Annotated in this window: 29 protein-coding genes and 1 pseudogene; 17 read left to right on the top strand and 13 right to left on the bottom strand. The window is 51.3% G+C overall.

Annotated elements, in window-relative coordinates:
• The gene (locus SYNCC9605_RS08770; RefSeq protein WP_011364714.1) at positions 1-483 is read left to right on the top strand and encodes a DUF427 domain-containing protein; all 483 of its coding nucleotides are present in this window, start codon (positions 1-3) and stop codon (positions 481-483) included.
• A 395-nt stretch (positions 484-878) separates the two neighbouring features.
• Here the strand turns inward: SYNCC9605_RS08770 and SYNCC9605_RS08765 are convergent, their stop codons facing one another.
• Positions 879-1,076 (bottom strand): chlorophyll a/b-binding protein, encoded by a 198-nt coding sequence (locus SYNCC9605_RS08765; protein WP_011364713.1) that lies wholly within the window; start codon positions 1,074-1,076, stop codon positions 879-881.
• Positions 1,077-1,220: 144 nt separating this feature from the next.
• Here SYNCC9605_RS08765 and SYNCC9605_RS08760 point away from each other — a divergent pair, with 144 nt between their 5' ends.
• Positions 1,221-1,451, top strand: coding sequence for a hypothetical protein (locus tag SYNCC9605_RS08760; protein ID WP_041434992.1), 231 nt, complete (start codon positions 1,221-1,223; stop codon positions 1,449-1,451).
• A 906-nt stretch (positions 1,452-2,357) separates the two neighbouring features.
• On the opposite strand, the gene SYNCC9605_RS14825 is transcribed toward SYNCC9605_RS08760, so the two are convergent.
• The 5 genes from SYNCC9605_RS14825 to SYNCC9605_RS08735 all read right to left on the bottom strand — a co-directional run bounded on the left by SYNCC9605_RS14825 (position 2,358) and on the right by SYNCC9605_RS08735 (position 5,375).
• Positions 2,358-3,083, bottom strand: a complete 726-nt coding sequence (locus tag SYNCC9605_RS14825) for a hypothetical protein (RefSeq protein WP_011364709.1) — start codon at positions 3,081-3,083, stop codon at positions 2,358-2,360.
• A 317-nt stretch (positions 3,084-3,400) separates the two neighbouring features.
• A complete protein-coding gene (locus SYNCC9605_RS15215; RefSeq protein ID WP_198002513.1) occupies positions 3,401-3,550 on the bottom strand; it encodes a hypothetical protein in 150 nt (49 codons plus the stop codon).
• Between the two features lie 171 nt (positions 3,551-3,721).
• Positions 3,722-3,910 carry a hypothetical protein gene (locus SYNCC9605_RS14820; protein WP_156783082.1) on the bottom strand — a complete coding sequence of 63 codons (189 nt, stop codon included), beginning with the start codon at positions 3,908-3,910 and terminating at the stop codon, positions 3,722-3,724.
• Between the two features lie 714 nt (positions 3,911-4,624).
• On the bottom strand, positions 4,625-4,750 hold the full coding sequence (locus tag SYNCC9605_RS15540) for a hypothetical protein (RefSeq protein WP_257928900.1): 126 nt from the start codon (positions 4,748-4,750) through the stop codon (positions 4,625-4,627).
• A 463-nt stretch (positions 4,751-5,213) separates the two neighbouring features.
• Entirely contained in the window at positions 5,214-5,375 is a 162-nt protein-coding gene (locus SYNCC9605_RS08735; RefSeq protein WP_257928893.1) for a hypothetical protein, read from the bottom strand.
• 245 nt (positions 5,376-5,620) lie between these two features.
• Here SYNCC9605_RS08735 and SYNCC9605_RS08730 point away from each other — a divergent pair, with 245 nt between their 5' ends.
• Complete coding sequence (locus SYNCC9605_RS08730; RefSeq protein ID WP_156783081.1) at positions 5,621-5,938, top strand: hypothetical protein; 318 nt, start codon at positions 5,621-5,623, stop codon at positions 5,936-5,938.
• 84 nt (positions 5,939-6,022) lie between these two features.
• Here the strand turns inward: SYNCC9605_RS08730 and SYNCC9605_RS08725 are convergent, their stop codons facing one another.
• Positions 6,023-6,265: a hypothetical protein gene (locus tag SYNCC9605_RS08725; protein WP_011364706.1), complete on the bottom strand. Its 243-nt coding sequence runs from the start codon at positions 6,263-6,265 to the stop codon at positions 6,023-6,025.
• 201 nt (positions 6,266-6,466) lie between these two features.
• Here SYNCC9605_RS08725 and SYNCC9605_RS08720 point away from each other — a divergent pair, with 201 nt between their 5' ends.
• Both SYNCC9605_RS08720 and SYNCC9605_RS15535 read left to right on the top strand, forming a co-directional pair.
• Positions 6,467-6,751, top strand: coding sequence for a DUF427 domain-containing protein (locus SYNCC9605_RS08720; protein ID WP_011364705.1), 285 nt, complete (start codon positions 6,467-6,469; stop codon positions 6,749-6,751).
• A gap of 34 nt (positions 6,752-6,785) precedes the next feature.
• Positions 6,786-6,905, top strand: a pseudogene (locus tag SYNCC9605_RS15535) (carbamoyl-phosphate synthase subunit L); the annotation flags it as partial.
• Positions 6,906-6,978: 73 nt separating this feature from the next.
• On the opposite strand, the gene SYNCC9605_RS08715 reads toward SYNCC9605_RS15535, so the two are convergent.
• A complete protein-coding gene (locus tag SYNCC9605_RS08715; RefSeq protein WP_011364704.1) occupies positions 6,979-7,236 on the bottom strand; it encodes a hypothetical protein in 258 nt (85 codons plus the stop codon).
• A gap of 154 nt (positions 7,237-7,390) precedes the next feature.
• Between SYNCC9605_RS08715 and SYNCC9605_RS08710 the strand changes: the two genes are divergently transcribed.
• Both SYNCC9605_RS08710 and SYNCC9605_RS15530 read left to right on the top strand, forming a co-directional pair.
• Complete coding sequence (locus SYNCC9605_RS08710; RefSeq protein WP_041435699.1) at positions 7,391-8,218, top strand: PfkB family carbohydrate kinase; 828 nt, start codon at positions 7,391-7,393, stop codon at positions 8,216-8,218.
• 1,030 nt (positions 8,219-9,248) lie between these two features.
• Positions 9,249-9,539, top strand: coding sequence for a hypothetical protein (locus SYNCC9605_RS15530; protein WP_257928872.1), 291 nt, complete (start codon positions 9,249-9,251; stop codon positions 9,537-9,539).
• Positions 9,540-9,777: 238 nt separating this feature from the next.
• On the opposite strand, the gene SYNCC9605_RS08695 is transcribed toward SYNCC9605_RS15530, so the two are convergent.
• Positions 9,778-10,050 carry a hypothetical protein gene (locus tag SYNCC9605_RS08695; RefSeq protein WP_156783080.1) on the bottom strand — a complete coding sequence of 91 codons (273 nt, stop codon included), beginning with the start codon at positions 10,048-10,050 and terminating at the stop codon, positions 9,778-9,780.
• Positions 10,051-11,133: 1,083 nt separating this feature from the next.
• Here SYNCC9605_RS08695 and SYNCC9605_RS14815 point away from each other — a divergent pair.
• Positions 11,134-11,298 (top strand): hypothetical protein, encoded by a 165-nt coding sequence (locus SYNCC9605_RS14815; protein WP_156783079.1) that lies wholly within the window; start codon positions 11,134-11,136, stop codon positions 11,296-11,298.
• Between the two features lie 115 nt (positions 11,299-11,413).
• On the opposite strand, the gene SYNCC9605_RS08685 is transcribed toward SYNCC9605_RS14815, so the two are convergent.
• Positions 11,414-12,313 carry a glycosyltransferase family 92 protein gene (locus tag SYNCC9605_RS08685; RefSeq protein ID WP_011364698.1) on the bottom strand — a complete coding sequence of 300 codons (900 nt, stop codon included), beginning with the start codon at positions 12,311-12,313 and terminating at the stop codon, positions 11,414-11,416.
• A 277-nt stretch (positions 12,314-12,590) separates the two neighbouring features.
• On the opposite strand from SYNCC9605_RS08685, the gene SYNCC9605_RS13980 reads away from it, so the two are divergent.
• Together SYNCC9605_RS13980 and SYNCC9605_RS14325 are read left to right on the top strand one after the other, a co-directional pair.
• On the top strand, positions 12,591-12,785 hold the full coding sequence (locus SYNCC9605_RS13980; RefSeq protein ID WP_083757073.1) for a hypothetical protein: 195 nt from the start codon (positions 12,591-12,593) through the stop codon (positions 12,783-12,785).
• 175 nt (positions 12,786-12,960) lie between these two features.
• Positions 12,961-13,356: a hypothetical protein gene (locus SYNCC9605_RS14325; RefSeq protein ID WP_257928885.1), complete on the top strand. Its 396-nt coding sequence runs from the start codon at positions 12,961-12,963 to the stop codon at positions 13,354-13,356.
• 550 nt (positions 13,357-13,906) lie between these two features.
• Here the strand turns inward: SYNCC9605_RS14325 and SYNCC9605_RS15525 are convergent.
• Together SYNCC9605_RS15525 and SYNCC9605_RS08670 are read right to left on the bottom strand one after the other, a co-directional pair.
• Complete coding sequence (locus tag SYNCC9605_RS15525) at positions 13,907-14,311, bottom strand: hypothetical protein (RefSeq protein WP_257928883.1); 405 nt, start codon at positions 14,309-14,311, stop codon at positions 13,907-13,909.
• A gap of 229 nt (positions 14,312-14,540) precedes the next feature.
• Positions 14,541-14,780 carry a hypothetical protein gene (locus SYNCC9605_RS08670; RefSeq protein WP_156783078.1) on the bottom strand — a complete coding sequence of 80 codons (240 nt, stop codon included), beginning with the start codon at positions 14,778-14,780 and terminating at the stop codon, positions 14,541-14,543.
• Positions 14,781-14,909: 129 nt separating this feature from the next.
• Between SYNCC9605_RS08670 and SYNCC9605_RS15520 the strand changes: the two genes are divergently transcribed.
• From SYNCC9605_RS15520 to SYNCC9605_RS14805, 6 genes are all read left to right on the top strand, one after another.
• Complete coding sequence (locus SYNCC9605_RS15520) at positions 14,910-15,383, top strand: hypothetical protein (protein WP_257928874.1); 474 nt, start codon at positions 14,910-14,912, stop codon at positions 15,381-15,383.
• Entirely contained in the window at positions 15,346-15,636 is a 291-nt protein-coding gene (locus SYNCC9605_RS15515; protein WP_257928872.1) for a hypothetical protein, read from the top strand. The genes SYNCC9605_RS15520 and SYNCC9605_RS15515 overlap by 38 nt, the downstream gene beginning before the upstream one ends.
• Positions 15,637-15,903: 267 nt before the next feature.
• A complete protein-coding gene (locus SYNCC9605_RS14810; protein WP_156783077.1) occupies positions 15,904-16,047 on the top strand; it encodes a hypothetical protein in 144 nt (47 codons plus the stop codon).
• Between the two features lie 8 nt (positions 16,048-16,055).
• Entirely contained in the window at positions 16,056-16,241 is a 186-nt protein-coding gene (locus SYNCC9605_RS08655) for a hypothetical protein (RefSeq protein WP_041434969.1), read from the top strand.
• Positions 16,234-16,407, top strand: coding sequence for a hypothetical protein (locus tag SYNCC9605_RS15210; protein ID WP_011364694.1), 174 nt, complete (start codon positions 16,234-16,236; stop codon positions 16,405-16,407). Before SYNCC9605_RS08655 ends, SYNCC9605_RS15210 begins: the two co-directional genes overlap by 8 nt.
• Before the next feature lie 813 nt (positions 16,408-17,220).
• Entirely contained in the window at positions 17,221-17,439 is a 219-nt protein-coding gene (locus SYNCC9605_RS14805; protein WP_156783076.1) for a hypothetical protein, read from the top strand.
• Positions 17,440-17,934: 495 nt separating this feature from the next.
• Here SYNCC9605_RS14805 and SYNCC9605_RS14800 read toward each other — a convergent pair whose 3' ends face one another.
• Positions 17,935-18,105, bottom strand: coding sequence for a hypothetical protein (locus tag SYNCC9605_RS14800; protein WP_156783075.1), 171 nt, complete (start codon positions 18,103-18,105; stop codon positions 17,935-17,937).
• A gap of 103 nt (positions 18,106-18,208) precedes the next feature.
• Here SYNCC9605_RS14800 and SYNCC9605_RS08650 point away from each other — a divergent pair, with 103 nt between their 5' ends.
• Positions 18,209-18,487 carry a DUF3764 family protein gene (locus SYNCC9605_RS08650; protein ID WP_011364692.1) on the top strand — a complete coding sequence of 93 codons (279 nt, stop codon included), beginning with the start codon at positions 18,209-18,211 and terminating at the stop codon, positions 18,485-18,487.
• Positions 18,488-18,557 lie beyond the last annotated feature (70 nt).

Below are 18,557 nucleotides of genomic sequence, written 5' to 3'. Positions count from 1 at the left end.
ATGAGATCTGTTGAAGATGTTGCGAGCTATCCCCGTCCTCCTCTGATTGAGCTGGTGTCCGGTTCTGTGGAGATCTGGATTGCAGGACAGGCGATCGCCCATGATCAGCGCTACGTGCGCGTTTGTGAAACCTTCCATCCGCCCACGATTTATCTGCACCCTTCAGCGTTTCAACCTGGAACGCTCCACCCCTCAACGGGACGACCTTCGTTCTGTGAGTGGAAAGGAGTGGCGTCCTACTGGGATGTGAGTGCTGTTGATGGCACCGATCGCCGTGTTCGCGCAGGCTGGAGTTACCCCAAGCCAACGGAAGCCTTTTCTCTTTTGGCCAGCTGGATCAGTGTTTATCCCCGTCGCGTGGATCGCTGCAGGTTGGATGGAGAGGACGTTCTGGCTCAACCCGGCGAGTTTTATGGCGGCTGGGTCACCCCATGGATCCAGGGACCCTTCAAAGGGGATCCCGAACATCCCGATTTGATTTGAGGAATTTGGAGTGAGTGGACTCACTCCTGATCACGTCCAAGGGGAGTTATCTGTTCGTCTTCTGTGGACCTGAGTGGCTTGCTCAGTTCTTTGGACGGTGGAAGGGGGCTGCAGAAGACTCGAGCTTGGCGTGAGCCTTGTCGGCTTTCTTAAGAATCTTCTGGGCTTCAACACGGGTTAAGCACTCCTCAGCTGCGAGCTGGAGGGACTCGAGACGCGAATGGGCGGTGCTTGTCTTCATCTATTCATAACCGATTCATAACCTATTATCGCGAAACGCCTGCAACATCAAGCGTTTCACCCAAAAAAAGAGTCTTGTCAGAGCTTGTGAACTTCCAATGCGCCTCGAGTGCAGGGTTCAGTCGCACACCTCAACCCATTGGCAGCTGACCGATTCAATTGCAGCCGAACAGACCAAAGGTGATCTGGCTGACGATCCCGTGCCCCGTCAGGGCTTCCGTCAGCACGCCCACCACAAAGCCGATCATGGCGGCACGGCCATTGAGGAGCTCTGCCCGCTCGAAACGCTCGTTGCGAATTTGAGCTGCTGCAGCGCTCTGGAACCAGTCGTCGTTGGGGGTGGAAGAAGCCATCGCTTGACTGAAGATTTCAAAATGTTAAGGCTCTTGTAACGGTTTGTAAATGGGTGGCGCTTTGGCTTCCTAAGAGGCATCACCAACTGCTGCCAAACAGCTCGGTCCGTGGCCAGACCGGAGGTAGGTGCATCCGCTCCGGACATGTCAACGTCGCGAAACCGAGCCCACAGCCGCTTCTCCTCCTGTCGAATCGACCAGGAGCTGCAGGGAGCTCAAGACGCCTTGATTGCCTTTGAGGGGTATGGCCCGAGCGGGCCGATGCTGCATGCCTCGGCATTGCAGCGGCCTGCTGGTCGACGCTCAGGCGCCTGGTTCGACAGGTTGCTCGAGCCGTTCCATCAACTCCTGGCTGGGTTCAGCCGCCGCAGTTGATCAGGGGGTGGTGCGAAGACCGCGTTCTCGAGTCCTTTGTTGCTGAGATCCGATGGCCAGGTTGTGCAGTTCCTCTGGATTCAATGGACGCACTGCAGACATCAGTGCGTCATCAGTCCAATAGTCCGGACTGTCCAGAACTCCCAAGTGCAGTGGGCAGGATGGGCCAGAAATCATGGCTTCTCCCTTAAGGATGTCTTCAGCATGAAGCATCTCCATGCCGAGGTTTTTAGGCCTCTTACTCCAGATGTGGTGTTTCCTTCACGCCAGGCTTGTTGCGTGCGTGATTCGAAATTTTGGTGATGAAGCTGGCTAAGGCTTCCAAGCACTAGATGCAGTGCCCCTGTTGCACGATTCGAACTCTTCACGCATGTTTACCAGAGTCTTAAGTGAGTGTTGACGTCCACTACATCTGGTGTTGGGTGAGTATTATTTTTATATTGCATCAAGGGTTGGTGCAGATCGCCGGGTGATGGGGATTGCCTTGGCTATTGAGCCGACTCAGAGATGGGGCGGTTTTTTGTCTGCACCGAACGATTTATACCCTTGGTGACTCGTGGATCAAGCCCGCTGCGGCTGGATCAGGTCAGCTGTGCATCTGCACCTGTAACCCTTGCCTGGAGATGTCTAAGGCCGAGGCCGGCCGCAATTAGCATTTGTTCAGTGGTTTGGTCGCGGTTGTGCGAAGCCAAGAAGAATGTAGGTTCTCAATAAGTTCAGACCTGCAGCCAGGTAGAGAAGTAACTCTGCCCACTCCTGATCAATATTGATGACAAGTGCAGTTCCCGACTCTGTCGCCACAAAGAAAGACAGAAATGCAGCGCAGAGGAAGAGGGGCCAGAAGTATCTCGGTATGAGGAAGTTTCCGTTGGAAATCTGATCTGTATCGAGGGTTGTTATTCGTTTTCATCGAACTGAAGGTCTCCACAGCACTAACACCAAAAGCACGACCGAGACCAAGAAAAGATTGAGGTCGAGGTAATTCTGAAAGAATTCAAGGTTGTGGAGGGTTGTCTGGTTTTGGGCGTTAACTGCAGCGATGTTCTCAGGTGTTTTCCACCCGAACAGGATTTGTCCCCAGGCAATCTCTTCCAGGCCCACAAACAGCATTACGAAGGAAATGATCGCGTAAACCACTGAATGTAGGCGCATGAACAAGCGCTTGCGTAGATCTTTGGAGATGAGCCACGATATCCACGCGGATGTAAAGAGAATCAGAGCTTGCAAATATTCAAGGATTCCTCCTTCTCCAAGCAAGCGTTTGTAGCGATAGATGTCTTGTACGGAAAGTTTAAGTAAAACAACGCAGCCCATGATGAAGGATGCGAGAGCAAGCATGAGAAAGGATCGTCGTGCTCGTGCTGAATGGCTGTTTTCTGAAAGCAGTGTCGTTATAAATGCTGAGTTTCGAAATCCGCGTCCTGCCGCAACCACGATCAAACCTGCAGCCCCAAATTGCAACTCGGGCCAAGGGGAGGCCTCAGTCCAGAAAGCACTGATGAATTTATAAAGAGACACTCCAAGAATCACGACTCCAAACCACACAAAGGCCTGGCCGCAGATGCGCTGCACCGTCGTCTGCCTTAGCAAAGCTTTCAGATCGACTCTTTTCTGAGGACGGATGAGCCTCAAAGCCTTGAGTTAGGGGGCAATTCACGAAGTTGCCGTCTCATTAAGAGAAGGTTATGACGTGAACTCTTTGATTTGTGCTGGGGGAATGACGTTTCTTATCCGGTTTTGCCGATTCCTTGGATAACGACCTGATCGGACCAGTCAGATCGATCTTTGGGGCTGGGACATTAACCAGCCAATCTGGCTTGCCGAATCGATTCAAAATCGATTCCCATCACCTTGGTCAGAACCAGGTATCCGCCCCAAGCGACAACGTTGAGGCCAAGGGCCCAGAGATAGAGCGTTCGTCTGGTTTGGGCTGAGTCGTCGCTCATCGGTTATTTCCGGTTTACCAGGCACCAGGCACCATAGAGGGCCAGGCCAAGCAGGATCCAAGGAAAGATTGCGCGCAGCAGTGTTAATCCAATCAGAACGACCACAAGTGTGATCGCAGATCGCTTCACCATGGCTTTGCTGCTGTCAGTCATGACCTGCCAGCGGGGAATCAAGGCCATCTGTGCAACGGTGCTGAACAGAGTTCTAGGGGACTTGGACCCAAATTGCCAACCGCCATCCTTAAGTGGTCAGTTGCCGTTGAAGGCCATGGTTTGGCGCCTGTTAAGCCACGGTCTTTGAATTTGATGATTCAGCTTGTGGCTTCAGCAATCGTATTCAAGATGAGATTTCTGCTCACGCTTGCCAAAATCGGCCTCTTTCATCTGTGATTCGTCATAAGCCCAGTCGCTGTAAATCCTTGATTCTGAAAAGCTCTTTGTAAGACGGAGGGCACTGATGCGTTGGCCAAGTAGATCGAGCGACCATTTTGCTGCTGAAAGAACCTTGCCCATGACACCTCTTTGCAACTCTACCCATGTGATAGCCCATGGATGTCAATTGAACATTGGTGCATATGCTTATTAAGGCTCAATTTGATTCAAGGCTCCTCGACTGCATCATTGGCATTTTGTTTCATGACCTGTTGGCGTCGTCGTGATTCACAGTTACGGCACTCCTGTTGATCTAAACCAAAGAAATTCAGAGTTTTGATGTCACCGCAGCTGATGCACTGACGTCCCTCTGCGGGGGGAGCTTCAAAGGCCATGGTGCTTCCTTCACTCACTCAACAGTTAGCAACCAAAACGCAGCTCTCAGCTCTTGATGTTGCCTTGCGTTGTCTTGTTCAATTTCGTAAGCGGCTGGAGGGTGACCTTGCTTCCATGCTGGCTGCACTGGGGGCAGGCCCGTCTCAGGCTCGAATGCATGTGACCGCAGGTCGCACAACAAATCAGGGCCATGGCTGTTGTTGCTGATGCACCACGCTGATCGTTCAGATCAAAAGAGACATCGGTGTTTTTCCTTAGTTGCCGTCAATGATGGCGCTGATCAGGATTGATCAAAAATCTTTTGCAGGGTACTTCGTTCGTTTTGGAGAGAATTGGCCTGCATGGGTTTGCCCAGCGGTCTTGGCTGACGGGGTCGTTTCAGAAACACCTTGCTGAGCCACCAGAGCTGGAGCCCAACAAACGCCAGGGCGAGAAGTGCTAGTTCAGTGGCCCCCTGCATCAGTAGTGCTTGCCGCGGTTGTCGATCGCGTCTGTTTTAAAGCACTCCAGCTCCTCAGGCGTGTGCAATGGGGGCTTCTGGCGTTGACCGGCCCATCGCTGAAACAGTTGCAGCAGTCGTTTCATCCTTTAATTTTGCGTCATCACAGCCTTGGGCCGTCAGGTGATGGCATTCCTGATGTAATTCGGCTTCAAATTGATTGATGCCATTGCCTTTAGGCTGGCCCAACCCCAAAGAGTTTGTTGCTTGTGACTTTTAAGGAGCTTGTTGCCAGTTTCAATCAACAAAAAACGAGCTGGGAAGAGCTCTGTCTTGAAATTAGGTGTGAGAGCTGTTTCGCTTCGGTATTTGATGAAGTCAACGAGCAAATGGGCTCATCAAGCGATGCACTTGTTCGACTCGCTGATGAATTTCCGAGTCATTACAAGAGTTATGCCAAGGAGAGGGGCCTGGCTCAGCCTTGACCATGAGGTGTGAGAGAGGCAGTAGGTCGTGACACCACCCACCAAATCAAGCAACCACGCCCGAAGAGGTCTCCCTCCCACATTCAAACCATAGGTCTGGCCTGAACATCCGGCAGCCCTCTGTTCAACGCGCTGCTGCCAAGTTTGCTTTGGCTGCCTTCAGGGCTTCTTCGCAAGCCGCTCTGTCTTCGCTGTCGATGTCACCCTGGCTGCCGTTCAAGCGAGCCTCGAGGAACGCGATCTCATGAATCCAGTAGGTCTTGTCTTTGCCTTGTTGGTCAGTCACGCGTTTGGAAAGAATCCCGTTCATCCCACTCTTCATAGAGCAACGCTGCCGATACGGCTGGTGTCGCTCTGCCTGTTTGGAGATGGCTTATGGCTGGAGTGCTGAGAGGACGCAGAATGGTGATCTGAACGAAGAGTACTTCGCTATCGACGAGTCATCTCCAGTCACCCCCATGACGGCCCTGGTCATCGATTCCGAAGGACGTCTGACTTACATGGGTGAAGACGGATGCCGTCGTCAGATTGTTGGTGATCCTGAGCTCCTCGAACGGCTTCGACAACAGCAAGGTCGGGACTCAACCGATCGTGATGGCGGTTTGCAGTCGTAGTTGGTTTCGCCAGATCGCTCTAAATCAGCACGAGGCTTCATTTTTCTTCGGGATTGGATGGGCCTTTTGGCTGATGAGCTTTTTCGCTCTCTTTCCTTATGACGAGCAAAGCCATCTTGATGTCATGGACGTATTGTTTTTCGTTGGTGTGATTGCAGGCCTTCTCATCCTGCTGATTTTTGGTCTCGTATCGGCCAAAGCCAAGATCAATGCTGGCTGTAAAGAGATCATCTGAGCTGGCTAGCTCACCAGCCGAAACCATTCGGGCAAAAGCCCCGCACTTTGGTAACTGCCAGCGCATGGCCAAAACCATCATTCTTTAGAAGCCACGTCCGTCACGCTCCCGCATTTCCAGGCGGAGTTGCTGGTAGCGAAGCAGGGCCCGCTCTTCATCCAATTGCGGAAACAACAAACAGGCCTCTTCCAGGCTCGGGGGCTCCAGAAGCCAGTCATCAGGGCGCTCTGGAGCCACTTGCCCAGGCTTGCGATCCCATGGCTGACGACCAGGCAAAGCCCAGCCCAACCAGCGTCGAAAGCGATCGAACAGGTCGAGTGGATGCATTGAAAGTCCCTAGGTGCCTGAGGTCCCAGTGATGGATTTCATAAGGACTTCATCGGTGGCGTGACTGTAAAAATGATGGGCCGATGACTGTTGCACCTTGATAGGAGAAGCAAGTGGTCTGGCCATATGAGTCCGTTGTTCGATCACTGAGCAGCCCAGCTCTGTTTAGGGTCAGTTCCGATTAAACCCGATTCAGCGATCATGCAGGCAATCTTCAACGGCACGGTGCTTGCGGAAAGCGATGACATCGTGAAGGTGGATGGCAATCCCTACTTCCCCCGTGAAGCGATGAACACGGAGTTTTTTCGTGAATCGAGCCACAGCACTGTGTGCGGCTGGAAGGGCACGGCCCGTTACTGGGATTTGGTGGTGGGCGATCAGGTCATCACCAATGCGGTGTGGGCCTACGACACTCCGAAGCCGGAGGCTGAATCCATTCGTGAGCGCTTTGCCTTCTACCGAAACAAGGGCGTGACGCTGGCCTGATCAGCACTTCAAGGCGAGTAATCACACCCACCTTGCAGAAGACCTTCGCGATGTGATGAGCATCAGCCTCAAGGATTTGCTCAAGTCAACGATTGGTTTCCAAGCTGCATTGCAGGGTGCTGGCACTCCAAATCAGACAGGCCTCGGTGGGTTCCATGCTTGAAAAAGAGGAACAAAGCAGGTTCATCACATGAGCTGTTGGCAACTTTTGCGACCGATCAGATCTTTTACGGGCTTGGGCGGAAGTTCTGGCCGATATCGATGCACCAGGTCCAAAAGGCTTTGATCCAGCGGGGCCTGAAGCGCCGGACCAGCACCAGAACGATGCCAGCGGTCCCAAGGCTGAGAACAACTGCCAAAATTGGACCGATCCAGGCACAGATTAGGGCGAACACCACACCCAGAGCGATCAACAGAAGATATTGAACAAGGGTCATCGGGTCTTTGTTGTCGATCGCCCTCAGGTTTTTGTTGTCTAACTCCATCGAGATGACCTGAACAGAATGCTGTCTGTGCGTCGTTTTAGTTCGACGCTGTTCGATCTGCCAGCACCATCCGATCAAGCAGGCCCCTGCACTCTTTCAGGAACTTTCCATCGGCGTGTGGAGAGGATGGGACTCCAGCTTTCTGGAACAGCCGTTGTCTTCCACTTCAGCACTGCCGCCTTTGCGTTTGGCCGTCGTTGGCCATGTTGAGTGGGTGGAATTTCTCGCGGTGGATCAGCTCCCCCATCCGGGGGCGATCGGTCATGCCTTGCGGGCCCTGCAAGAACCTGCTGGTGGTGGTGCTGTCGTTGCGGTGCAGATGGCACGTTTGCAGCAACAACCCGTTCAGTTCTTTACGGCTCTAGGTCGTGATTCGGTCGGCGAAGCCTGCGTCAAGAGGCTCAAGGATCTGGGCTTGGAGGTTCATGTCGCCTGGAGGGAAGCACCAACCCGTCGGGGCGTGAGCATGGTCGATGGCGAGGGGGATCGGGCGATCACAGTGATCGGTGAGCGACTGACCCCATCACTGGATGATGACCTGCCCTGGGAGGCCCTCGGCGAATGCGATGGCCTCTTCGTCACGGCCGCTGATGCGCGTCTGTTGAAAGCCTGCCGTTCTGCTGCAGTTTTGGCCGCGACCCCGCGGGTTCGTTTGCCTGTGCTTCAGCAGGCGGGGGTGCAACTCGATGCCTTGATTGGCAGTGGCCTTGATCCAGGTGAACGGGTGGAGCCAGAGCAGTTGAACCCAGCTCCCTGTGCGCTCATTCGTACGGAAGGTGCTGCAGGGGGCCTCAGTCTTCCGGGCGGTCGTTATGACCCTGCAGCTCTGCCTGGGCCCTTGGTCGAGAGTTATGGCTGCGGCGACAGCTTTGCGGCCGGGGTGGTCACTGCCCTTGGTGCGCGCTGGTCATTGGCGAGGGCCATTGCCTTGGGTGCCCAGTGTGGTGCTGCTTGTGCGACGCGATTTGGACCTTATGGCTAGGTGTCTGGGTCGGGTCTTGCTGCTCGAGGATCTTGGCTTCGGCGTGACTGACTTGAGTGTTCCCTGCTTTTTGGGGCATGGACTACTGACGTAATTAATCCAAGGTTGTTCAGAGAACTCCAACCATCACTTTGGCGGACATTCACCCAAAACTGTCAAAGCAAGCTTTAAAACAAGAAAAGCCGTGTTTTTCAAATGAAAGGTTTTTCAGTATTGGGTTTCATTGCCGTTAGTACTTTTTTGCTGCCAACTACTATCAATGCTAGACTATAGTGGGCATAAACATGGCTTCCTTTGAATGCGACAAGCTCCGTAAAGTGATGCCTAAGGATAAAATCACCGCAATGACATACAACAGATTTCCCGAGTATCACAAGTACATAGATGAATATAGCGTGGGTCCACTTATTGATTCGAAATTGGTGCAATGCCCAGAATTCTATATACCAACATTTCGTCTTCTGGAGGTGGTTCGGGGTCTAATGGATGTAAACCTAGCAACCAGCAGATCTTCAACCTTGCGTCCAAGCGGCAAAATATTCGTTTACAAGGAAACAATTGCAGTTTTTTTCTTTCAGTGCACTAGTAATTTCCGCCAATCAGCACGCCTGATGCGTCCAGCCCACCTTCTTCTGCAAGCTTTGGGCACCGACGTGGCAGAAGCAAGTGGGCTCTGCACCTGAGGCGAGTTCAGAGAACAATTGGCTAATGATTCGTACGTCTCTCACAACGATTGCTCTGATTGCTGGAGCAATTCCAGTTTCTGCTGCTGGTGAAGTCGCCCCTGAAATCCATCAGCTCTGCTTGCAGGCGGCTGACTATCGCGGTTGTGTTGCAGCTCAGGCTGGAACCCCTGAGTATCTCGGTAACAAGTGCCCTGAAAATCACGCCTACATAGGCGAAGGCAAATGCCATCGTGTCTATTGCGACTGGGTTGGGCTGGGCGGAGGTCACCATGAACCGCTGGTTGCTGGTAGGTCCAGCTGGCGCTGCGGGAATAACTACAACTTCTGGAAGGACGAGCTGCAGGTTGGAAATCATGCGCCTTGGTGCCACCGTCAAGGTTGAGCAAACTTCTGACTGTCCATCAATTGCCCTGCAAGAAGGTTGGAACTCCAGTTGTGAGCATGCTGAAGACAACTGGCGAGCTATCGAAGCCGAAGCCAAGCGCCCTAAGTGCTCCAAAAGACTGGTTCCATTCGAGTGCGACTGGAACGCCTATCTAGAGGCAAACCCAGGCATGAAGGCATGGGCTGAAAGCAATCCTGAAGCTGCTCAAAAGCAGCGCGTCAAGTTGGAAGCCGACCCACTCAAGAAGTGATTGGGCAGAACAGATGCTCAGCACCTGAAGAAGCGCTGCAAGCATTGGGCACCCACCTGGTAGAAGGAATTGGGCTGGGCTCCCGAAGTGGGCTTCGCACCTGAGACTGGGTAAAAGCTCTGAAATGTTACCTAAAGTATCAATGGCACTAGGCATTAAAGAGTTTTATGTTGCTACTGGCAAATTGTTTAAAGCCTAAATTATTTAACTCTTGATATGAAGTTCTCGGAGCCATTCATTAGCGTTGAGTTTTTATGGCTTTCTCATACATTTCTTGGTGGATATTCTCGGATTCATTTGTGAACCAATTGGCTTCTTTGGGCCGCTCAATAATTTTTAATCCCAAATCAATCTCTGAAGCTTCAAGTATAGAAAATTCGCCTGGTGCGACGTAAAAGTCAAGTACTAAATCGATTGTTCCAGTGACTGGCGGTTGATCAATCCGTGCTGATCGTGATGAGGTGGAAACCTCTACAGCTTTATAAATACTGCCGCCACCGTGCCTGTCCAAGGCTCGAAGAATCATTTTTGAATTATAGTTTTGTCAAGGTAATTGATCGGATCCTTGTCAATCGACCAAGAGTATTCAATTGAATAATTGTCTTTGACTGCGCCAAAGAATGCATTGTCTGGATGAGTGAATTTTGAGGCGACTTTATTGCGCATTTTTCTCAAGATCGTGACAGCCCAGTTCATGCACAACTTTTTGTTCAATTAAATTTTTGCACAATACGCATGCTCTTGAAATCTTAATAAAATAAATAGTATTGCGTCCCATGGGCTTCGATGATGTTGTGCCTAAGCATCTGCTACTGGCTTCTCTGCTTATAGCCTCTCCTTTTTTTCGGGGTGCTCCTGTCATGGCATTACCCGTTCTTAATGAACTTGAGATAGAGCTATAAGGCGAGGCTCAGGGTCGGCTCAACGCGACCTGCATCTCTTACGACCTTGGCTGGATCAGTGAAGAGCAATGCAGATATGCAATATGACGGCTGACGACTCTCATCAAGGGTGAATATGTCGGAGATGACGCAGTGAATCGGGCAAAGAAGGTGGCTTTAGAGCAAGATCCTGGTTGTCAAGCCGCTTGGGCTCAGTCTGGGAAGTGAGGCTGCGAGTGGTGTAAGTGAGGAACATTCAAGGCAGTCACGACTGACTCATGACCAGCCGCTTGCATCGTGACTGGTACTTCGGAAGTTCAGTTGTTCACTCTGACTAATGAAGCCAACCACCCTTTTTGGAACTCTGGTCCTCATAATCACTTGGAGCAGTGTTGGTGCCACTGAGGCGGAAATGTATTCAATCCAAAATGCTGACAACAGCGGTGAGCAACGTATTACTGCTACACACAGTGACGACAGCTGGCCGCTCCGGTTTATACCAAAGTCGCACAAATCTACGGATATTGCTGCTGGGGCAATGGTGGCGGCTGGCGCAACGGAAGCGGTGCTTGGGGCAATGGCGGTGGTGGTGTTTTTAGCAATTGGTGAAGCGTTGAGCCACTATCTCCCGATAGACCACTTACCCCGTCAGAAAGTGGTGCTTTTATTACTTGAGCAGAGCGGGGAATACTCAAGGCAGTCACAACTGAACTATGACCCGCGACACCTTCATTGCCCTGTTCCTGATGGGAAAGCTGGTTGCTGCTTTAGGCGCCAATGACCATGACACCTTTAAAAGGCCTAGATTAATTCAAAATATGGCTGACTGGAGGGTTGCAAATCCTAGGGGAGCCTTTGATGGAGGAATTGCAGCTTGACTGACTTTAACCATCTTTGACTATGTAAGAGCTTCACAGTTAGACGTACGATCCGTTTACGCCATCCGCACGATCTTGAACAATATTCTGCTAGGTGAATGTTAACAAGTTTGAATCAATTGAAGAAATTGCTATTTTTCCGAAAATCTGAGATCTTTTTGACGTGATTTATTATACGTATGATTGTATTAAATTCTCTAGGAGTATGGCCTCTAGGTTTTCTAATTCTATGCAGTTTTTTGAGCCTTTTGTCCTTAATGTCGCGAAAATCATGCTTATTGAAGTAGCTCATGTCGCGAATATTTTCACTTTTCTGGTCTAATGCGTCTCCCCTCGTCATCTTGCACTCTCTAAAAAACTCCTCGGATTGTATTTGATAGTGGTTCATTGCAAGAATGTCGCACTTCAATGATTCCTCGTCAACAGTCAATGTTGGACTATTGTCGGACTTCCTAAGTCTTGAATCATAAAAACTTCCATTATCAAGGACCGGAACGTGGCATCCAAGCCTCAACGTATCTTTATTCCTGCATATATATTTGACGAGAGTATGACTAGAATTCTTGTATTTGCGACGGTAAATAAAGTTTTTTATGATCCCACCCTTGGGATGTTTTTTGTGACCGGAGGAACCAAATGCTTTCCATGGGATTTTAATACATCCTTCAAAATTAATCCTTTTGAGAAAAGCTAGGTATTCTTCTATTGTCGTAAAGGTGTGTTGTGGATATACAAATTCGTCAAGGTCGCATACTAATAAAAAATGAGTCTCTTGTTTGATTTCAAAGAAGACATCGTCGTATATTTCGACCTGAGACCACTTCCTATTGTCCTCAAGAAAAGTCACACGCTTGTTGTTCATGTAATCAGCGCACGAATCTTCCCAGCCGTCAGTACTGTTATTGTTAACTAAAACTATGCGGTTTGCGCCTTCGCTTAGGTAATGATCAATCCATTCAGGTAGAGCCCTGCATTCATTTTTAAAAACAGCGAGTACGTTGAAAAGTGGCTTCACTGTATTTTATAAGGAGAAAACTATTCTACATTGCCTGGTGCCTTTGGCCTATGTTAATGGCTAGCGAGGCTAATTTGACTAGCCAGTAAAGAAAGAGGTCGGGCATTGTGATGTGAAAGAGTATTGTGATTCCTAGATAGAGTTAGCACTAAAGAGAGAGATTCTTTGTCTCAGTAGGTGTCTCTTACTAATACTTAATCGATAATGAGTCCTGTGAGCAATGTCGATTTTCAGCTTATGCAGATCAGGAGAAGCGCAAGGCAGTCACGACGGACCCATGACCCGCGACACCCGCATTGCCTTGTTTCTGATCGGGGAGCTGGTGGCAGCCGTACGCGCCAACGACCCTGACCTGTTCAAGCGTTGGCTGTCTGAATTGGGCGGTGCAACGTGGTCACCTAAAGCCGATCTACAGCCCTCCTGCGGCGCTCCCAGAGACAGTGAAGCAAAAGCGCATCGGATACCCCCTTAGCGATGCGCAAATCCTGCATTTGGTCGACAACCTGCCTGCGGGCGAAGTTCATGACCGCTGGCGCTTTGCCATCCAGTTATGCGCCGTGTATGGGTTGCGTCCTGAGTAGCTGAGACACCTCCGGATCAAAGACGGGACAACTGTGGCAAAACTCTGGACCATCTATCAGAATTCGATGGGCGGCAATAAGAGAGCGAAGACAGAACCGCGGCGGTTGCACCCGCTCTTTCTGCGTGATGTCGATGGCTCCGCCTGGAATCTGCAGGCACGGTTGCAGGTGGGCGAGCAACTGCCACCGCTGAATCGTGACGGTGATGGTGGGCAGGCGTTGAATCAATACCTGCGCTGCCGTCCCGTTTGGATGGCATTAAGGGATGAAGCCAAGCCACAGGGTGAAAAGCTCACCCCGTATTCCTTCCGCCATCGCTTCGCCAAAGGGATGCACGCCGCAAACATCCCCATCGCCAACATCAGCGAGGCAATGGGGCACACCATCGAGGTTCATCTCAAGAGCTATGCCAGGTTCAAGCCCAACGCGACGGCTTACCTCGTGGCAGCAGTCAACGTATGACTTATAAGCCAGGCTTCATTAATTAGACGAACACGCCTCGCAGTAAAAAGTGAAAAAATAGATACATAACGACCCCGATTGAGAACGCTGGAATAGTAAATCCCATAGTCATCTCCTGTATCGATGAAACTTTAATAGGCTGATTTTGCCGCCTCTGCATCATTGATCACATAAAACTTTTAGGGGGTATTAATACTTAGACCGGTCGTTCAGATCTTTGATTCATGGCAATGTCATTTTGTGGCACTTGGCACAACACGCCGTGCTTGCTGAGGCCATGATTTCCATGTCAAGGGTTTACTCATGGACTCCCAACAAAAGGAATGCCACGAATTGAGCAAACAGCTCGCTGTCTATCGCGCATTCAACAATCAAAGCGCTGTAGCGGCAACCATGCGACAAATGGCTGTTTCGCATTGCCCAATCGGAGCGCCCAAGCACCAGTAAGACAAATTTCGGTAGTTGTTAAAAGTCGGTTCATAGTGCCAGGCCCATATGTCTTGGTTTTCGGCGCGAAACGTCATCGTGGCGGCTGTGGAGTGGGCAGGAACTATTGCTGATCGGCTTCTAGCCGTTGACGGTGTAGTGGAAGAGCCCACCAAATAAAAGCTTCTTTTTTTCTAATCATTCCCTCCCAAGCGCACGCAACATTAGCTTCATTCTCGTCTTCCCATGTAATAGTAGCCAAGTCCTCAAGTTTAGTGTATTCGCAGTAGCAATGTGCAGTAGCAAGATCTTCCATTAGCTCTGAAACTTCTCCCCACATGGTCATCTGGATGTCCATGCAAGATTGGTGAAATTCAGAATATTTAGCAAGAGTTTTTGTTTTTGATTGATTGGTAGAAAGCTTGGCTTCTTTCTCTGTTTCATGGCCGCCTCCATCAAAGGCAATGACTGTTTCTGCCAAGAGCAGTGGGCACAGGAGCAGCAACAGCTGTCTCAACGCAGAAACCATGGGACTTCACCAGTTTGGCTAGAAACTGCCCATGCCAAATAAGGAGCGGCCCATTAATCACTCATTAATTCGTTTTCAGTACAACTGGCTACTCACAGCGAGCGTGTGGGTCTTCGAACCCATTTGGTGGGATCAATAAAGACTCCACGCCATGGCGAACAAAGACCGCGCCACCAATCCCCCCCCAACAAAAACCGGGTGGTGAGGGATGGTTGTTACCGCTGTATCCCTAGGTTTCCTGATCAGCGTGCCTTCTCCACAGAGCCCATGGCCGCTGGGCTTGAGGAGTGACCTCCTGTTGCAGTGCGATCTGCTGTGCCGTCTCTGCTTTCTGCAGGGCTTGCTGTTCAAGTTCCGCAGAAAGAAACAGTCCTGCAATGAAAATCATCAGGATGCTCAGGAGTGCTGCGACAAGATACATCGTTGACTGAGCGATGGCTTGTTCCTGCTCCTTGCTTACGTCGCCCATGGCTTGGCCCATATCTGGTCAAGCTGTATCAATAAGAACTCTTTGCTGCGATTACAGAGAGTGTCGTTTTGTGTGCGCTCCTCAAGCTGGGTTCCGCCCCGCCCACCAGTGCCGCAAACCCGTAGGCGAATGCTTCGCCTGCAGAAGGGTCAGCACCTTAAGAAGCGCTGCAAGCTTTGGGCACCGACGTGGCAGAAGCAAGTGGGCTCTGCACCTGAGGCGAGTTCAGAGAACAATTGGCTAATGATTCGTACGTCTCTCACAACGATTGCTCTGATTGCTGGAGCAATTCCAGTTTCTGCTGCTGGTGAAGTCGCCCCTGAAATCCATCAGCTCTGCTTGCAGGCGGCTGACTATCGCGGTTGTGTTGCAGCTCAGGCTGGAACCCCTGAGTATCTCGGTAACAAGTGCCCTGAAAATCACGCCTACATAGGCGAAGGCAAATGCCATCGTGTCTATTGCGACTGGGTTGGGCTGGGCGGAGGTCACCATGAACCGCTGGTTGCTGGTAGGTCCAGCTGGCGCTGCGGGAATAACTACAACTTCTGGAAGGACGAGCTGCAGGTTGGAAATCATGCGCCTTGGTGCCACCGTCAAGGTTGAGCAAACTTCTGACTGTCCATCAATTGCCCTGCAAGAAGGTTGGAACTCCAGTTGTGAGCATGCTGAAGACAACTGGCGAGCTATCGAAGCCGAAGCCAAGCGCCCTAAGTGCTCCAAAAGACTGGTTCCATTCGAGTGCGACTGGAACGCCTATCTAGAGGCAAACCCAGGCATGAAGGCATGGGCTGAAAGCAATCCTGAAGCTGCTCAAAAGCAGCGCGTCAAGTTGGAAGCCGACCCACTCAAGAAGTGATTGGGCAGAACAGATGCTCAGCACCTGAAGAAGCGCTGCAAGCATTGGGCACCCACCTGGTAGAAGGAATTGGGCTGGGCTCCCGGAGTGGGGTGAGCCAACGAGTTGCATCTGGTCATCAACCCCAAGCGTTCTGATCACACCCTGGCCATGTGGGTGCATCAACTTGAGGTCGGCGAGAAAAGCACCCCTGGAACTGAAACCTCCAGGGGACTTTCTTGTCCTTTGCGATGGCAGTAAGTTTTTGCCCTCCTCGGCTTCTGCGCCATGGATCTTCTGAAGGCTTGCGACAAGATGAAAGAGTTCATCGAAACCGCGCAAAAGTTGGTCGATGCTTGGGATGCAGATCCAGGCAACTACTCTCAGTTGGAAGAGGGACTAACCGCCTTGAAGGCTGCGCTGGAGAAGTGAGGGAAACTATGAAAACCTTCACCCAGGCTGGTCTGGTCATTCTGCTGGTTGTGGCCGTCGGCGCTGGGTTTTGGCTCAACCGCATGACATGGCGCCATAGGCGTCTGGTGTGGCAACTTCAGGCTGCAGTCGTTGCTGGTGGCGTTGGTTTTGTCGCTGGTCGACTTACCGCTTACAAGGGCTCTGATGACTGACCCGGCAATCCCCTCTCGAGAGGAGCCGATGAAGCCCAGAGCGTTGACCTACACCGAGATGATGAACGGGGGCCGTCAGCAGATGGATGAAGCCGAGCACGTCCGCGAGCAACAGCTGCAGCAGCGGGTCGAAGACCTGGAGAAGGACGTTGCTTGGCTTGAGTAATCACTTCAGGGCGGTATCGAAAGCTCCAGTCCGTAATTGGTGGCTGATAGCAGGTGGCCACGCCTGAAGAACAGTGATCGCTCCTCTGTCGTCAGTGCTGGCGAGAATTATGCGTTTTTTTCATCGCCTAAATTACGAGGTTCTGACTGGCATATGCCGGTGGGCGGCAGCGAGCTTCTCGGGGTTGCCGATAGTCGAGCCAACGACGATCTGCCCAAGTGAGGGCTTAAAGAGAAAGGTCGAAGCGTCTGGCTCAAGGCAACCCTGGATTCAGGGGATTCAGCAACTATCTGCTGAATGACCGAGGGCGAGCTATTTCTGATCTTTGAGGAAGTTCGCGGAGGTCTTTAAGCAGCCTCTGCATCAATGTTGTCTAAGGTTGCCTGAGTGTCTATGAAGACCTAATCAGACTTTTGCATCAACTCATAGTAGGTATCTTTTTTTGTGGCGGTGTAAGCAGCTTCCATCAAGAGGATGTACTTCTCTTCTGGTGACATGTGCCAGCTGTGAGTTAGCCGATAATGCCGTAATCCTGAAGTTGCGCAGTAGCCAAAAATGCTTAATCCTTGCCCGCCAATGTATTAATGGCTACTTAGCTAAAACACTTGAAGCCTGAAGGCTTTTCAAGCAGCACTCGGCATCCCATCGGTCAGCAAATTCCAGGCAAAGCCCACTCGACACGCACACTACAAAGCGCTTCTCATCAAGCTGATGCACCATCGGCGGAGGCCGCGAAATCGTGCTGAGTTTTTGGATCATCTCTCTTCCGCTTTGTCTGATGTTCGGTTAATAACCCGCTCTTAAATGCATCAAATGGCACATAACGACCTCGATTGGCGGAATCCCTATGAGATGTGTTACTCAGAGCTTATGGATACTGAATTGCTCAAACAATCCTGGGAGAAGCTGACCGATCGTGGTTACACGCTGAGTCTCCCTGCTCCTGAAGTGGTGAATATCATCACGCCGACAGGTTACTCGACTCAAATTCGATTGAAACGACTGCCGAGCTACGCACGCTACGTGCGGTGATTTCCGAGATGCTCGTCTTCTTGATGCGGCGCAGCCCCTTCTATTGGTTGGGCTGACTTCCAACAGCCTTAACCGAAGCAATGATGTGGGGCGACGGAACCGCGAGGAGAACAGCATTCTCCCCGAGCGATGCAGTTGCCGTTCCATAACGTTGACGAGGCATTATGTATTTCGGTGCGATGCATTAAGTCTTTCCCGTTATTGGAAGACGGGGATAAGCACAAAGCCAACCCCATCACGCTTGCCGTGTGCTGGGACTGGATTGTCTGCCAGCCAACGGGTCGCTCCCGTGCTGCTGCGATGCCTCACTCAGCCGTATGAGGAAGTGCCGCAGGAACCATTAATAGAGACTCACCAGTGGCACCGCACACCATTTTTCGGAGACCTTTGGGATCAAGAATTTCTTTCGTGTGCCTCTATTTCGCTGGTATCACTGACTACCGACGAGAAGCTGGTTGATCACAATCGACTTTCCATAAACTGCTAGCCCACTTGTCAAAACGAATGATGCAGGGAAGAGTCCTTGCGGACCTCGACCCATTGGGCGTGAACGGTCGCCATGGCAGGTTTGAAGTGACAGAGCTTCTGCTGCTGCTCGCTGTAAAGCCAGCCCTCACCACCGGGCTTCTCTGGCGGTTCGTGGTTGCTGTGGTCCTTGCTCGCCATCGCTGGAGTCTGGCGAGCGTGGAGCACTCACTGCAGCATCAAGTGGGCTGGACTACGGAAGCGGGCTAAAAGAGATCTGTCATGAATGAACGTCTGCTAAGCCATGACCGAGACAACTGTTTTGGACTTCAAGCTCAGCAACACGTTTGGGGAATATCGCGCATATTTGAATGCTCCTGAGCAGCAAGCGATGTTTGCCGAGATGGGAGTCAAGACCTTCTTTATTGGCGTCTGCAAGGACGACCCTCAAAGACCGACAGTGATGTTTCAAGGACCCGAGGACGTCCTCTACAACATCTTCATGAACCCAGAGACCAAGCCAATTGTTGAAGCTTCTGGTCATGTCTATGAAGGCACCGTGATCACCCGTTGGCTTGCGTGACAGCCCTTAAAGAGCATGAACGAGATGGGCTGGTCGCCTGAGGCTGGCTCAGGTCGCCTGCGCTGCATGG

It is taken from the genome of Synechococcus sp. CC9605 (assembly GCF_000012625.1).
In the GTDB taxonomy this organism is placed as follows: Bacteria; Cyanobacteriota; Cyanobacteriia; order PCC-6307; family Cyanobiaceae; genus Parasynechococcus.
The sequence above is the reverse complement of the archived record's forward strand: the minus strand, read 5'-3'. Positions and strand labels throughout refer to the sequence as shown.